The organism is Pedobacter puniceum, assembly GCF_009674685.1.
Classification (GTDB): domain Bacteria; phylum Bacteroidota; class Bacteroidia; order Sphingobacteriales; family Sphingobacteriaceae; genus Pseudopedobacter; species Pseudopedobacter puniceum.
Map to the genome: position 1 here is coordinate 250,441 of NZ_WKJI01000002.1, position 15,177 is coordinate 265,617.

Below are 15,177 nucleotides of genomic sequence, written 5' to 3' on the forward strand. Positions count from 1 at the left end.
ATGAAGAATATCCTTTTTCTATTATTGATTTTAATAGGTGCTTTAAAAAGTAATGCCCAGCAAAAAATTCTGTTTAAAAATGATAATATCATCATTGGAAATCATGTTGCTGTTTTAGAAGATGAAACTAAAAATTTAAATATTAGAGCTATCATGGCATCCAGAGAATTTAAACCTTCTGATGCAAAGACAGTTATACTTCCCTTAAGCAATTCAAATTTTTGGCTAAAATTTACCATCAATAACCAAAGCAATCATCAAAAACTCCTCATGATGATAGAAAACTCATCATTGGATAACAGCGAGTTTTATTATCAAAAAAATGGAGTTTTATATATTCAAAAAATAAGCAACAACAAAAATTTCAGTGCTAGAAAATATAAGCATCAGCATGCAATTTTTGATTTAAACTTAGCAAAAGGCACAGAACAAACCTATTACCTAAAAGTTAACAGTAGCGAACAAATGTTCCTTCCTATTTATGTAGGAAATGACTTAAAAATATCGGCTTTTTTAAATAATCAAGATATATTCTGGGGAATTTTAATAGGGATACTACTGGTCATGATTTTATACAACTCGTTCTTGTATATATCAACTAAAGACACCAGCTATATCTATTATGTGCTTTACACTTTATTTACTTTGCTTACGCAGATTACGCTATCTGGTCACACGTTTAAATATATCTTTTACGATACACCTTTTTTGTTTCACAAAGCCTTAGTAGTTTTTCCGGGTTTAGCTGGCGTAACGGGTGTAATTTTTATCAGACTTTTCTTACAATCTAAAACCAGAACACCAAAGCTTAATCACTTTTTCATTCTTTCTTTAGTCTTATACAGCAGCGCAGTTACAGCCAGAGTTATAGGTTTTGATTTGATAAGTTATAGGTTAATAGATATTGCTGCTATATACACCATCATCATCATTTATATAGTTGCCATTACAATTACTATTCAGGGTTATCGCCCTGCTAAATTCTTCCTCATTGCATGGAGTGGCTTCTTCATCGGGTTGATTGTATTTATCCTAAAAAACTCTGGTATACTACCTTACAATACTTTTACCAACTACTCTATGCAGCTAGGTACTGCTTTAGAGGTTACATTACTTTCTTTAGCACTAGCAGATAGAATCAATATCCTTAAAAAAGAAAAAGAACAATCTCAGGCTCAAGCCTTAGCTATAGCTAAAGAAAATGAGCGTATCATAAGAGAACAAAATATCATCCTAGAACAAAAAGTAAAAGAAAGAACTTTTGAGTTGATAGAGACTAATGAAGAACTTAGCAATACTTTAGAAGATCTAAAGCAAACGCAAACCCAACTGGTAGAGGCAGAGAAAATGGCTTCTTTAGGTCAATTAACTGCTGGTATTGCTCATGAAATTAACAACCCTATTAACTTTGTAACTTCTAACGTTTCTCCACTACTTAGAGATGTTAATATGCTTTTTGATGCTATTGATATTATAGAAAAAGTAGGATTATCTGATAAGAGTATAGAAGAGAAACAAAAAGAGATTGAAGAATACAAAGAGGAATTAGATTATGATTACCTGAAAATGGAAATCAACCATCTATTGAAAGGTATACATGAAGGTGCAACCAGAACAGCAGAAATTGTAAAAGGTTTAAGAATATTTTCTAGGGTAGACGAAGACGATTTAAAACGAGCCGATATTAACGAAGGACTAGATTCTACCTTAGTTATTATGAATAATTTGTTAAGTGTAAATAACATTAAGGTAGAGAAAATCTATGGTGATTTACCTTTAGTTGAGTGTTATCCCGGTAAACTAAACCAGGTTTTCTTAAATATCATATCTAATGCTATACATGCTATCGCTACAAAGCATGCCCAAAGTAAAGATGGCTTACTCATCTTAAAAACCTTTGCTGAAGAAGATTTTGTAAATATCTCTATTACAGATAATGGCTGTGGAATGTCTGATAGCACTAGAAATAAAATATTTGATCCGTTTTTTACTACTAAAGATGTAGGCGAAGGCACAGGTTTAGGTATGTCTATTGCATACAACACTATCAAAAAGCATAATGGACAAATTTTTATTCAAACAGAACTGGATAAAGGCACTGAATTTTTGATTAAAATTCCAGTGATTCATCAAATTATTATAGGTTAAAAATATAAAATGTCAGAAAAAGTTAAAATATTGTACGTAGATGATGAAATGAATAACCTTATAGGTTTTAAAGCCTCGCTACGTTTTGATTATCAAATTTTTACCGCACAAAATACAACCGAAGCGATACAATATTTAAGCAAACATCCCGATATAAAAGTAATTTTTTGCGACCAAAGGATGCCCGGACAAACCGGAGTAGACTTTTTTGCTGAAATTAGAAGTACACACCCTTATCCTATTAGAATATTATTAACCGCTTATTCTGATATAGAAGCGGTTATTGATGCAATTAATAAAGGTCATGTTTTTAGGTATGTAAAAAAACCTTGGATAGATGCCGATATCATTAGTGCTATTGAAGAAGCCGTAAATTTTTATGAGGCAAGCTCTATGCTGGTTTTAAAAAATCAAGAATTACATAAAGCTTATACAGAACTGGATAAATTCGCCTACTCTGTTAGTCATGATATACGTGGACCACTGGTAGGTATTTCTGGTGGGATAAACTTAGCTTTAACCACACCCAACTTAGATGAGGTAAAAGATATTTTAAGGATGATGAGCAAATCTGTTCAGAAACTTGATGATTTTATCCTAAGTATGCATGATTATTATAGCTTAGAAAGAGGAGAACTTAAAATCACGGATATTGATTTTAAGTCGCTTGTTAAAGAAATGGAAGATGTATACAGTATTTATGCTAAAACTTTATCTATTACTTTTAATATCCATGTACAGCAAGAAGAATCTTTCTGGAGTGATAGAGTTTCTATCTTCCTAATCATTAACAACCTTTTATCAAATGCTTTTAAATATCAAGTTTTAGAAAAAGAAAACAAATTTGTAAGCTTGAGTATTATTGTAGAAAAAGGTGTTGCTACCATTATTGTTGCTGATAATGGCTCTGGAATTGATGAAAAATACAAGAATCAGATATTTGATTTATTCTTTAGAGCTCACATTAAAGAAGCCGGTTCTGGCTTTGGATTATTTAATGTTAAAAGCGCTTTATTAAAATTAAACGGACAGGTAGAAGTAGACTCTGAGCTTAACCAAGGCACTACTTTCACTATCAAAATACCTAATAAATAAACCATGAAGTTAAACTTTATTATAGTAGACGACAGAGAACTAGATTGTTATATAGCCGAAAAGCTTATCTATAACACTGGTAAGTGTAATCATTTTAAAGCTTATGATAATGCTGTAGAGGCTTTACAAGACGTTAAAACACTGCAACCAGAAGAAGATACTTTAACAATTCTTTTATTAGATATTATGATGCCCGTAATGAATGGTTTCCAATTTATAGAAGAATTTGAAACCCTACCTAAAGAGGTTAAAAATCATTATCGCATTATCTCTATAACCACTTCACTTAATAAAAATGATATTAGCAGAATAGCTACTTATGATTCTGTTTATGGTGTATTAAGAAAGCCTTATAGCTATGAAGATTTTGAAGAAATGATTAATAAAATAAATAAGGAATTTGGTTAAGAAAGCAATTTTTGTCTTAAGAGAAACTCAAGCTGATCATTAGAAGTGGCTAACTTTTGATTCATTAATTCTATTTCTTTGCGTTCAAGATAAACATCGTATGCTCTCTTAATAGTCATATCTAATTCTTCTTCATTCCATGGTTTAGTTAGGTAATGAAAAATTTTCCCTTTATTAACAGCATCTATAACAGCACTCATATCTGCATAACCTGTAAGTAAAATCCTCATAGGCTCTGGAAACTTTTCTAAAACTTTTTCCAAGAACTCTACACCAGTCATGTTAGGCATTCTTTGGTCTGTAATGATGATATCTACCGCTTTGCCTTCCATAATCTTAAGTGCATCATCTCCGCTTATGGCAGTAAGCACTTGATACTTCATCCTGAAATTGGCTTTAAAAGAAATTAAATTGTTTTCTTCATCATCAACATAAAGCACAACTATTTTTTTATCAGACATGAGAGGATAGAATTAGATTTCAAAAATAAATATAATAAAACTTTACACTTAAAAATAAGTGTAAAATTACACTTATATTATTTTGAGGTGGATTGCCTAACAATAACCAAAGGCTCTATAACTGTATGTTCAACTACTTCATAAGGATTTTCACTTGCTATCATTTTCATAAAACCTTGAGCGCATTCATACCCCACTTTACTTGCCTGTTGGTCTATAGTGGATAAATTTGGAGTAATGAAAGCAGAAAATGTTTCGTTAGCAAAACCAATAACTCCTATCTGAGGAGGGCTAAGATCTAACTCTTTTAATTTTTTGATAACCCCTAAAGCTGTATAATCGTCACCAGCAATAATAGCATCAGGTCTGTCTTGCTCTCGCATCAGTTTATCTGCCCCGTAACGTCCGTCTTTAATAGATAAACCACCATAAATGATGTGGTGTTCTTTTATCTCTAACTGATGATCTATTAAGGCTGCTTTATACCCTTTTACCCTATTTCCAAAAATACTATTTTGATGAATGGTGGTTACAAAAGCAATATTCTTATAACCTTGTTGTATCAAATGTTGAGCTGCTAAATAACCTGCTTTAAAATCATCTAAAGTAACTGTTGAAACATTTAAGCTTTTATCAACACGGTCAAATAAAACCAAGGGTTTGTTTTGTTTAATGAGGGTTTGGAAATGTGAAGTATCTTCTGTTTCTAAAGACATGGAAGCTATAATACCATCTACCTGAGCTTCTAAAAGTGTTTTTACACCATTAATTTCATTCTCAACAGATTCATTTGATTGATATAGCAATATACGGTATCCATTATTCTTTAAAACCTGTTCTATACTATGTATAACTACAGCAAAAAAATGAACTTCCATACTAGGGATAATAACACCAATGGTGTAAGTTTTACCCGATTTTAAGGAGGACGCTAGCCTATTAGGACTGTAATTTAATTTTTTAGCTGTCTCAAAAACGGCTTTTTTGGTTGCCTCACTAATAGTAGAAAAATTATTGAGCGCCCTAGAAACTGTAGAAACAGTAATATTTAGCTCTCTGGCTATATCATATATGGTTGCTTTCTTTTTCACTGCTTAAAGTAAATAAAATTAAAGGATATTTTGAGAATTTAAATATTAGTAATACTTTTATGCAACCGGTTGCACACTTATTTTAATAGCCGATTAAAACCATTTTATGTACTTATTAGGAATAGACGTAGGCACATCTTCTGTAAAGGTTTCTATTATTGAAGCTTACACTCAAGAAATTATCTCTTCTGCCCAATACCCAGAAACAGAGGCAGAAATTATAGCTCTTAAACCAGGCTGGGCAGAACAATCTCCAGAAAGTTGGTGGGATTTTACTCAAAAAGCCATCTTAAAAAATCATCAAACAAAAAAATACAATCCGCAAGACATTATAGGAATTGGTATAGCCTATCAAATGCATGGCTTAGTTTTGGTTGATAAAAACCAGCAAGTGCTAAGAAATGCTATCATTTGGTGCGATAGTAGAGCTGTAGACATTGGAGAGAAAGCATTTCAAAATATAGGTGAAGCAGAAAGTTTAAGTCATCATCTTAACTCTCCCGGAAATTTTACAGCTTCTAAATTGGCTTGGGTAAAAGAAAATGAACCCGAAATTTTCGCCAATATCTATAAACTCATGCTTCCTGGAGATTTTATAGCCATGAAATTAACCGGGCAGATTACAACCAGCATCAGCGCTTTATCTGAAGGGATTTTCTGGGATTTTAAAAACAACCAGCTATCAGAAAAAATTTGTAAAGAATTTGGCTTTGATATTTCTCTGTTTCCAGAATTAAAACCTGTATTCGCTAATCATGGCGAAGTAAAAACTGACGTAGCTAATACTCTTCAACTTAAAGCGGGCATACAAGTAGCTTATAAAGCCGGCGACCAGCCCAATAATGCGCTTTCTTTGAATGTATTAGAGCCAGGCGAAGTTGCCGCCACTGCAGGTACTTCTGGCGTTATTTATGGTGTAAGCAATCAGTTAGTTTACGATCAACAATCGCGTATCAATACATTTGCGCATGTTAATTATCTAGAAAACCAGATTAGAACAGGTGTTTTATTGTGTATCAACGGTACAGGTATCTTAAACAGCTGGGCAAGAAAACTTTTCGCCAAAGATTTAAGCTATTCTGAAATGAATCAGCTAGCCTCTAAGATAGAAATTGGTAGTAAAGGCCTCAGAATTTTACCTTTTGGCAATGGCGCAGAAAGAATGCTGAATAATAAACTTATTGGCGCTCATATTTTTAATATCGATTTAAACCAACACCATGCTGCACATATCCTTAATGCTGTACAAGAAGGTGTTGCTTTTTCTTTTAGGTATGGTTTAGATATCATGAGAGAAAATGGCTTAAATCCCAAAGTTATCAGAGCCGGAAAATCAAACTTATTTTTAAGCGAAGTATTTAGAAAAGCATTTACCGGAGCTACCCAAGTACCTATAGAGCTTTATCAGAATGATGGTAGCGTAGGCGCTGCCTTAGGTGCAGGTATTGGCATCAAACATTTTAAAACAGCCCAAGAAGCTTTTCAAAATCAAACAGTACTAGCAACTATAGAACCTCAAGATATAGAGGCTTATGATGCTGCCTACCAAGAATGGAAACAATTACTCAATCAAAAAATTAATAACTTATAAATCAATCAAAATGTCAATCGTAACAGGTGAAAAAGAATTCTTCAAAGGAATAAACCAAGTTAAATTTGAAGGAAGAGAATCAGACAATCCATTAGCTTTTAGATGGTATGATGAAAACAGAATAGTTCAAGGGAAAACTATGAAAGAGTATGTCAAATTTGCTTGCGCATACTGGCATTCTTTTAATGGTAACGGTGCCGATCCATTTGGAGGTCCTACTCACAAGTTTGCTTGGGACGCTAAAGCTGATGCTGTAGAGAGAGCAAAAGACAAAATGGATGCTGCTTTCGAGTTTATGACCAAAATGAACCTTCCTTACTATTGCTTTCATGATGTTGATGTTGTTGATTATACCAATGACATCTTAGAAAACGAAAGAAGGTTGAACATTATGGTTGAGTATGCCCTACAAAAACAAAAAGAAAGCGGTATTAAATTACTTTGGGGTACAGCAAACCTATTCTCTCATAAACGTTATATGAATGGAGCTATCACCAATCCAGATTTTCATGTATTAACACATGGCGCTGCACAGGTAAAAGCCGCTATTGATGCAACCATTGCTTTAGGCGGAGAAAACTATGTTTTTTGGGGCGGTAGAGAAGGCTACATGACCTTGCTAAACACCAATATGAAAAGAGAGCAAGAACATTTTGCTCGTTTCTTACACACCGTAAAAGATTATGCAAGAAGCAATGGTTTTAAAGGAACCTTCTTTATTGAGCCTAAACCTTGTGAGCCATCAAAACATCAGTATGATTATGATTCTGCTACCGTTATTGGCTTCTTAAGACAGTATGACTTACTAAATGACTTCAAACTAAACATAGAAGTTAACCACGCTACATTAGCTGGCCATACATTCCAACACGAATTACAAGTTGCCGCTGATGCTGGTATGTTAGGCTCTATCGATGCTAATAGAGGCGATTATCAAAACGGATGGGATACAGACCAATTCCCTAATAATATCTTGGAACTAGTGGAAGCCATGCTTGTAATTGTTGAAGCTGGCGGCCTACAAGGTGGAGGTATTAATTTTGATGCTAAAATCAGAAGAAACTCTACAGACCCTGCAGATTTATTTTATGCGCATATAGGCGGTATGGACACTTTTGCAAAAGCTTTATTAGTAGCTGAAGAAATTTTAGAAAAGTCTGAATATAAAAAGCTAAGAGCACAACGTTACGCATCTTTTGATTCTGGTAAAGGGAAAGAATTTGAAGAAGGAAAACTTTCTTTAGCAGATTTAAGAGCCTTTGCCATTGAGCATGGAGAACCTCAAATCATAAGTGGGAAACAAGAATTTTTTGAAAATATGCTTAATAAACATATTTTTTAATAAATTCACGTCCTCCAAACTAAACTTAAAGAAAGAATGAACACACTTCAAACTTCAGATTACATTGTATTTCTAATATACTTTGTAATTGTTGCTGGCTACGGACTATGGATTTACAACCGTAAAAAAGCTGAGAGCGCAAGCTCTAAGGACTACTTCTTGGCAGAAGGATCATTAACATGGTGGGCAATTGGAGCATCACTTATTGCTTCAAACATCTCGGCAGAACAATTTATTGGTATGAGTGGTGCTGGCTTTACTTTGGGCCTTGCTATTGCAACTTACGAATGGATGGCTGCTGCAACACTTGTTATTGTTGCCGTATTTTTCATCCCGGTATATCTTAAAAACAAGATATTTACCATGCCTCAGTTCTTAAGTCAGCGTTACAACGAAACTGTTGCTATGATTATGGCTGTTTTCTGGCTGTTGCTTTACGTAGTTGTAAACTTAACCTCCATCCTTTTCTTAGGAGCTTTAGCTGTAAGTAGCATCTCTGGTATAAACTTCACGGTTTGTATGTATGCTTTAGCTATTTTCTCTATCATCATTACCCTTGGCGGGATGAAGGTTATTGGTTATACCGATGTAATTCAGGTGTTTTTCTTAATCTTAGGAGGTTTAGCTACCACTTATTTAGCACTTGATTTAGTAGCTCAAAACAATGGTTCTAGTGGCGTACTTAATGGTTTCAACCTGATAACTTCACAAGCAGATGACCATTTCCACATGATTTTTGATAAAGACAACAAAAACTTTGTTGATTTACCAGGCTTAACGGTACTTGTGGGCGGTATGTGGATTGTAAACTTAAACTATTGGGGTTGTAACCAATACATCACTCAAAGAGCCTTAGGTGCTGATTTAAAAACTGCTAGAGGAGGTTTATTATTTGCAGCCTTCTTAAAATTGTTAATGCCTATTATCGTAGTATTACCTGGTATAGCAGCTTATGTATTATACAAACAAGAGGTATTTACAACTGAAATGCTTGTTAATGGCGAAGTAAACCCTGATAGTGCCTATCCTGTATTGTTAAACTTATTGCCTCCAGGATTGAAAGGTTTATCTTTTGCAGCATTAACAGCAGCAGTAGTAGCTTCTTTAGCGGGTAAAGCAAATAGTATCGCTACCATCTTTACACTAGATGTTTACAAGAAGATATTTAACCGCAATGCATCAGAAGCTAATCAAGTATTAACTGGTAAGATTACCATTATTGCAACCATGTTATTAGCAGTTGTTATTGCACCTCACTTAGGTATAGAAAAAGGTGGTTTTAAATACATCCAAGAGTATACAGGTTTTGTATCTCCAGGTATTTTCGCCATGTTCATCTTAGGATTTTTCTGGAAAAGAACTACTTCATCTGCTGCAATGTTTGCAACTATAGGAGGTTTTATCTTATCGGTAATATTAAAATTCCTTCCAGAATGGACAGATCTTTCTTTCCTATACCCAGCTGGATTTGCAGTTAACGTAAATGGTATCTACGAAATTCCATTCCTAGATAGAATGGGCTTTGTATTCGTATTCTGTATTATCGGAATGTACTTGATTTCTATTTTAGAAAACAGAAAAGGTGATAACCCTAAAGGCTTAGAAATAGATAGCAGCATGTTTAAAACCAACACTAGCTTCACCATTGGTGCGCTATTGATATTCGGTATTTTACTTGCGCTTTATACTGTATTCTGGTAATAGGAAATAGTTAAAAATACAAAAGGAGATTGCTTAAAAACAGTCTCCTTTTTTTGTTGCAAACAAAATTATAGAAACAAAAAAACCGCTATAAAGCGGTTCTTTCAACTATTTTAAATTATTTAACCTTTACAACTTAAGCTAATTGAAACTGTGGCATTTTGCCAAATAAGGTTTCAAAGTTCACCGTATAGCCACTAAGCTTATTAAAAAAGGCAAACATACCGTTAGCACTCTTAGGATTATCCTTAGCCATCCTAATAAACTTATTCATCACAACTGGTATTTGTTTATCTGCAAATGCTCTTGCCTCATGGATATTAATGCCATAATATTTATTAAGCCTTATAGCATACTTAGAAGCAATAGAACGTACTAAAAAAGTATTATCAATACTTGAAATACTAAAGAAAGCCAATAAATCATTAAACTTTCCATTATCAATTTGCGCTTTTAAAACATCAATGATAGTGCCTGATGCTTCGTTTATAATAGCTTCGTGTGCACTTACAGAAATTTGACCTACCTCATTTAAATGCGGTTCTAAATTCTCTTTTACTATGGAATACAACTTTTCAAACATCTTCTGTTAAATTAGGTAAGATTATTAAATTAACTATAATAAAGCAAAATTGTAATTATATTTTTAAAAAAGCAAGTTATTAAGTATTTATTTAATAAACTATTAAGCCAAATTTTAATATTATTACAATTAGATGAGAGCTAACTTATTAGCATCAATTACTATACCAAAAAATAAAAGTGGATTAACTACCGCCAATCCACTTTTAAGGGTACTTAGTGTATAGTATTTATTTTAAAAGCTGTCTTCTTTGATTTGTTTTTCAGTCACTTTTCCATACGCACTAACAACATTCTTAATTTCTGCTGCATTACCTACAAATACAAATTGTAAATTCTCTGCAGAGAAATATTTTTGGATAATTTCTTTACTCTTTTCTATTGTTAAGCCATCTACCCTACTTTCAAAAGTGTTGATAAAGTCTTCGTTAAAGTTATACCAAAACATATCGGTAAGTAAAGAAGCTAATTGAGCTGGCGTTTCATAATCTGGAGGAAACTGCCCCTTAACATAGTTCTTGGCCGATTGCAAGGTAGCCTCATCCAAACCTTTCTCCCGAAGCTTTTTTAATACTTCTAAAGCTTTATCAACTGTAGCTTTTGTTGTTGCTGTAGCTGTAAAAGTACTGATGTAAAAAGTACCAGAATTTTTTAAGGTAGAAAAACGACTGTTAGCACCATAGGTTAAGCCCGAGTTTACTCTCAACTCATCATTTAACCATGAGGTAAATCTACCTCCCAAAACAGTATTTACAACTTCTATTGCAACAAAATCCGGATTGTTACGACTAACGCCTTTACCTCCTATCAACATGGTTGTTTCGCGGGCATCACTTTTATTAACCAATAAAACTCTAGCCTCTTTAGGGCTTTCTATAGTTGATGAAATAGCTGCGGTATTAACTGAGTTATTCCATTTTCCAAAAAGCTTAGAGATTTTAGCTTTCATCTCCTTAGCTTTAAAATCACCAACAACAGCAATAGCTGCACCATTTGGGCCATAATTCTTGCTATAGAAACTCTTCACATCTGCAATAGATAAATTTTGAACCGAACTTACACTACCAGAAACCGGATTACCGTATGGATGCTTACCATACATAAAATTATCCCAATAATTACCAATTACAGAACGCGGACTTTCCTTAGCTCTTTCTAATTGTGTAAGTATTCTTTTTTTCTCCTTACTAAACTCTTCCTCGTTAAAACTAGGTGCCGTTAACAGCTCGTTTATGATAGGCAAAACCTTATCTTGATATTTAGCTGCAAATTTTGCGCTTAGACCTGCTAGTTCTTTACCAGAATAAGTATTATAAGATGCTCCTATAAAATCCATTTGCTCTTCTATTTGAGCTTTAGTATAGCTTTTTGTACCAAATTGCAAAGCCTTAGCTGTTAAGGATGCTAAACCTTGTTTTTCTGCATCTAAAACTGCTCCTGAAGGAATTACTGCTGCTATATTAATGGTAGGAACCTCATGCTGCTCCATCAAATAAACGGTTAAACCATTAGGTAATTTAAATTTTTCATATGCAGGAAGCTTAAACTTAGCTTGCTGTGCTAAAACTGCCAAAGGAAAAACCATTAGCAAGAAAAAGCCTATTTTTATAATTGATTGATTTCTTTTCATGATTATTCTTCTGTGTTACTTTTTAAAACTCCAACTGTTCTATTAGATTTTTTGAAATAAGTTGCAGCTACCCTTTTAACATCGTCTACACTTACTTTAGCGTATTCATCCATAGCAGTAAACATCTTTTTATAATCACCAAAGAAAACCTCGTAAGTACCTAAATTATTAGATTTACCATTGATGGTTTCAACTTGATTATAAAACTCGCTCAACTTTTGATTCTTGATTTTTTGTAGTTCTGTAGCGGTAACACCCTCTTTAGCTATTTTTTCAAGCTCGGCATAAACCGTCTTTTCTATTTCATCTGTAGATTTTCCTTTTGCTGATGAAACATAAACAGAGAATAAAGTAGGATCAAAACTTGGGCTATAATCTGTAAATACAGAGGTTGCCAATTGGTTTTTATCTACCAAATTGCTGTATAAACGAGATGAGTTCCCGTTACTTAAAACAGAACTTAAAATATCCAAAGCATAATAATCGGCATGTTGCGCCTCTGGTGCATGGTAACCAATAATCATATAAGGAGAACTTACTTGTTTTTGAACCGTAATTCTTCTTTCTCCGGTTTGTTTTGGCTCAACCAAATGAACTTTAGGACCTGGTTTCTGAGATGGTATAGGCTGCATGTATTTTTCAGCAAGTCTTTTTACCTCATCAAATTTCACATTACCCGAGATTACAACCGTACAATTATTAGGCGCATAATAAGTTTTAAAGTAATATTCTAAATCTTGTTTTGTCCAATTTTTAATATCTTCTTCATAACCAATTACAGGCCAATGGTAAGGATGCTCTTGAAAAGCAGTAGCATTAACGGCTTCGCCTAGCATTCTCCATGGCGAGTTTTCTAAACCTGTACTTCTTTCTGAAAGTACCACACCTCTTTCAGACTCTACCATATTATCGGCTATAGCCAAATTAGCAATACGGTCTGATTCTAAATCGAATATAACTTCCAAAGCTTGGGCAGGAAACCAATCGGTATAAACTGTAACATCTTGCGTGGTATAGGCATTATTAGCTCCACCATTATACTCCATGGTACGGTCAAATTCTTTAGGGCCATATTTTTTAGCTCCGTTAAACATCATATGCTCAAAAAAGTGAGACAAGCCGGTTATACCCGGATGTTCATTTCTTGAACCTACTTTGTAAAATAGGTACATATTGGCATTAGGGATTGAAGCATCTTCCAGAACCAGAAACTTCATTCCGTTACTTAAGGTAAATGTCTTTACGTCATCTATCTTATTCTGTGCAAAAAGTTGCGAACTTAATGCAACTAGCAAAGTAACAAACAGTTTTCTCATTTTAAATTAGTGTTATGTTGCAATTTAAGATATAGTAAGTTACAAAAACGAATGCGAATAGTTTTGTCTTAAAAATTTTGCAATGCTTATATTGCAGCCAATTTAGAAATCAATAAATTAAACTGCATGTTACCAAAAATCAACTTCACACAAACACAAAGCTATCAATATCTTGCCGACCATCTCGTTGAAATATCAGATAAACATTTAAGAGGTCTTTTTGCTGAAGACGCTGAAAGGTTTAACAAATTCTCTGTTTTGTTTAATGATATTTTAGTTGATTATTCTAAAAATAGAATAAACGAAACAACCATGGCCTTATTAACTCAACTAGCCAAAGAATGCGGAGTTGAAGGTGCTATACAAGCCATGTTTAATGGTGAAAAGATTAACGAAACAGAAGATAGAGCCGTACTGCACACAGCTTTAAGAAACAGAAGTAATACACCTGTAATAGTTGAAGGTAAAGATGTAATGCCTGATGTAAATGCGGTTTTACAAAAAATGAAAACCTTTTCTGATGCTATCATAAATGGTGATTGGAAAGGATATACCGGAAAAGCCATTACAGATGTTGTAAATATTGGTATTGGAGGGTCTGATTTAGGCCCGGTTATGGTTACCGAGGCTTTAAAAGCTTATAAAAATCATTTAACGCTTCATTTTGTATCTAATGTTGATGGTACACATATAGCAGAAACTTTAAAAAAGGTTAACCCAGAAACTACGCTGTTTTTAATTGCATCTAAAACTTTTACTACACAAGAAACAATGGCTAATGCCCATTCTGCCCGTAATTGGTTTTTAGCTGCTGGTGCTGCCGAAAGTGATGTGGCTAAACATTTTGCTGCGCTTTCTACCAATGCAGAAGGCGTTTCTAAATTTGGTATTGATACCCAAAATATGTTTGAGTTTTGGGATTGGGTTGGCGGACGCTACTCTTTATGGAGTGCTATTGGTTTACCTATTGCACTTTCTGTAGGTTTTGAGAATTTTGAAGATTTACTTCTAGGTGCACATGAAATGGATATCCATTTCAGAGAAACAGAGTTTGAGCAAAATATCCCTGTAATACTAGCTTTATTAGGTGTATGGTATAATAATTTCTTTGAGGCAGAAACTCAAGCTATCTTACCTTATGACCAATACATGCATCGTTTTGCGGCTTATTTCCAGCAGGGAGATATGGAAAGTAATGGAAAATATGTGGCTAGAGATGGTGATAAAGTAAACTACCAAACCGGCCCGGTTATTTGGGGAGAACCTGGAACTAACGGACAACACGCTTTTTATCAGTTAATTCATCAGGGTACTAAATTAATTCCATGTGATTTTATTGCTCCGGCAAAATCTCATAACCCTCTTGGCGAACATCATACCTTATTACTTTCAAACTTCTTTGCACAAACTGAAGCTTTAATGAATGGCAAAACAGAAGAAGAAGTTATTGCCGAACTTAAAAAAGAAGGTAAAACCGATGATCAAATTGCAAAAATAGCTCCTTTTAAAGTTTTTGAGGGTAATAGACCAACCAACTCTATCTTGGTAAAACAAATAAATCCTAAAACTTTAGGTGCTTTAATAGCGATGTACGAACATAAAATATTTGTACAAGGTGTTATATGGAACATCTTTAGTTTTGACCAATGGGGAGTTGAGCTAGGAAAACAACTTGCTGGTAAAATTTTACCGGAGCTTAAAAACGATGATGAAATTACTTCTCATGATGCTTCTACCAATGGTTTAATTAATTTGTTTAAAAATTGGAGGTAATATTTTGATGAGGTATCAACATTTTATAAATAATAACGT

General features: G+C 33.8%; 12 protein-coding genes. 7 read left to right on the forward strand and 5 right to left on the reverse strand.

Annotated elements, in window-relative coordinates:
• Genes GJJ64_RS07690 through GJJ64_RS07700 form a run of 3 tightly spaced genes read left to right on the forward strand, consistent with a single transcriptional unit; the run spans position 1 to position 3,651 of the window.
• Complete coding sequence (locus GJJ64_RS07690; RefSeq protein ID WP_154287179.1) at positions 1–2,148, forward strand: sensor histidine kinase; 2,148 nt, start codon at positions 1–3, stop codon at positions 2,146–2,148.
• A gap of 9 nt (positions 2,149–2,157) precedes the next feature.
• The gene (locus tag GJJ64_RS07695; RefSeq protein WP_154287180.1) at positions 2,158–3,243 is read left to right on the forward strand and encodes a hybrid sensor histidine kinase/response regulator; all 1,086 of its coding nucleotides are present in this window, start codon (positions 2,158–2,160) and stop codon (positions 3,241–3,243) included.
• A gap of 3 nt (positions 3,244–3,246) precedes the next feature.
• Positions 3,247–3,651 carry a response regulator gene (locus GJJ64_RS07700; protein ID WP_154287183.1) on the forward strand — a complete coding sequence of 135 codons (405 nt, stop codon included), beginning with the start codon at positions 3,247–3,249 and terminating at the stop codon, positions 3,649–3,651.
• On the opposite strand, the gene GJJ64_RS07705 is transcribed toward GJJ64_RS07700, so the two are convergent.
• Positions 3,648–4,112, reverse strand: a complete 465-nt coding sequence (locus GJJ64_RS07705; protein WP_154287185.1) for a response regulator — start codon at positions 4,110–4,112, stop codon at positions 3,648–3,650. The genes GJJ64_RS07700 and GJJ64_RS07705 overlap by 4 nt on opposite strands.
• Positions 4,113–4,189: 77 nt before the next feature.
• A complete protein-coding gene (locus tag GJJ64_RS07710) occupies positions 4,190–5,203 on the reverse strand; it encodes a LacI family DNA-binding transcriptional regulator (RefSeq protein WP_317162919.1) in 1,014 nt (337 codons plus the stop codon).
• 106 nt (positions 5,204–5,309) lie between these two features.
• On the opposite strand from GJJ64_RS07710, the gene GJJ64_RS07715 reads away from it, so the two are divergent.
• The 3 genes from GJJ64_RS07715 to GJJ64_RS07725 are packed head-to-tail and all read left to right on the forward strand — an operon-like array spanning position 5,310 to position 9,837.
• Positions 5,310–6,794 (forward strand): xylulokinase, encoded by a 1,485-nt coding sequence (locus GJJ64_RS07715; protein ID WP_154287187.1) that lies wholly within the window; start codon positions 5,310–5,312, stop codon positions 6,792–6,794.
• 10 nt (positions 6,795–6,804) lie between these two features.
• Positions 6,805–8,136 (forward strand): xylose isomerase, encoded by a 1,332-nt coding sequence (xylA, locus tag GJJ64_RS07720; protein WP_154287189.1) that lies wholly within the window; start codon positions 6,805–6,807, stop codon positions 8,134–8,136.
• 36 nt (positions 8,137–8,172) lie between these two features.
• On the forward strand, positions 8,173–9,837 hold the full coding sequence (locus GJJ64_RS07725; protein ID WP_154287191.1) for a sodium/sugar symporter: 1,665 nt from the start codon (positions 8,173–8,175) through the stop codon (positions 9,835–9,837).
• 136 nt (positions 9,838–9,973) lie between these two features.
• On the opposite strand, the gene GJJ64_RS07730 is transcribed toward GJJ64_RS07725, so the two are convergent.
• The 3 genes from GJJ64_RS07730 to GJJ64_RS07740 form a co-directional block, all read right to left on the reverse strand.
• Complete coding sequence (locus GJJ64_RS07730; protein WP_154287193.1) at positions 9,974–10,420, reverse strand: hypothetical protein; 447 nt, start codon at positions 10,418–10,420, stop codon at positions 9,974–9,976.
• Between the two features lie 234 nt (positions 10,421–10,654).
• Positions 10,655–12,049 carry a M16 family metallopeptidase gene (locus GJJ64_RS07735; protein WP_154287195.1) on the reverse strand — a complete coding sequence of 465 codons (1,395 nt, stop codon included), beginning with the start codon at positions 12,047–12,049 and terminating at the stop codon, positions 10,655–10,657.
• Between the two features lie 2 nt (positions 12,050–12,051).
• Positions 12,052–13,365 (reverse strand): M16 family metallopeptidase, encoded by a 1,314-nt coding sequence (locus GJJ64_RS07740; protein WP_154287196.1) that lies wholly within the window; start codon positions 13,363–13,365, stop codon positions 12,052–12,054.
• A 126-nt stretch (positions 13,366–13,491) separates the two neighbouring features.
• Here GJJ64_RS07740 and pgi point away from each other — a divergent pair, with 126 nt between their 5' ends.
• Positions 13,492–15,138: a glucose-6-phosphate isomerase gene (pgi, locus tag GJJ64_RS07745; RefSeq protein WP_154287198.1), complete on the forward strand. Its 1,647-nt coding sequence runs from the start codon at positions 13,492–13,494 to the stop codon at positions 15,136–15,138.
• The last annotated feature ends 39 nt before the right edge of the window (positions 15,139–15,177 follow it).

What these genes read in the sequence shown, in the direction of transcription:
- GJJ64_RS07690 (WP_154287179.1), top strand. Translation starts at nt 1, where the DNA reads ATGAAGAATATCCTTTTTCTATTATTGATTTTAATAGGTGCTTTAAAA.
- GJJ64_RS07695 (WP_154287180.1), top strand. Translation starts at nt 2,158, where the DNA reads ATGTCAGAAAAAGTTAAAATATTGTACGTAGATGATGAAATGAATAAC.
- GJJ64_RS07700 (WP_154287183.1), top strand. Translation starts at nt 3,247, where the DNA reads ATGAAGTTAAACTTTATTATAGTAGACGACAGAGAACTAGATTGTTAT.
- GJJ64_RS07705 (WP_154287185.1), bottom strand. Translation starts at nt 4,112, where the DNA reads ATGTCTGATAAAAAAATAGTTGTGCTTTATGTTGATGATGAAGAAAAC.
- GJJ64_RS07715 (WP_154287187.1), top strand. Translation starts at nt 5,310, where the DNA reads ATGTACTTATTAGGAATAGACGTAGGCACATCTTCTGTAAAGGTTTCT.
- xylA (WP_154287189.1), top strand. Translation starts at nt 6,805, where the DNA reads ATGTCAATCGTAACAGGTGAAAAAGAATTCTTCAAAGGAATAAACCAA.
- GJJ64_RS07725 (WP_154287191.1), top strand. Translation starts at nt 8,173, where the DNA reads ATGAACACACTTCAAACTTCAGATTACATTGTATTTCTAATATACTTT.
- GJJ64_RS07730 (WP_154287193.1), bottom strand. Translation starts at nt 10,420, where the DNA reads ATGTTTGAAAAGTTGTATTCCATAGTAAAAGAGAATTTAGAACCGCAT.
- GJJ64_RS07735 (WP_154287195.1), bottom strand. Translation starts at nt 12,049, where the DNA reads ATGAAAAGAAATCAATCAATTATAAAAATAGGCTTTTTCTTGCTAATG.
- GJJ64_RS07740 (WP_154287196.1), bottom strand. Translation starts at nt 13,365, where the DNA reads ATGAGAAAACTGTTTGTTACTTTGCTAGTTGCATTAAGTTCGCAACTT.
- pgi (WP_154287198.1), top strand. Translation starts at nt 13,492, where the DNA reads ATGTTACCAAAAATCAACTTCACACAAACACAAAGCTATCAATATCTT.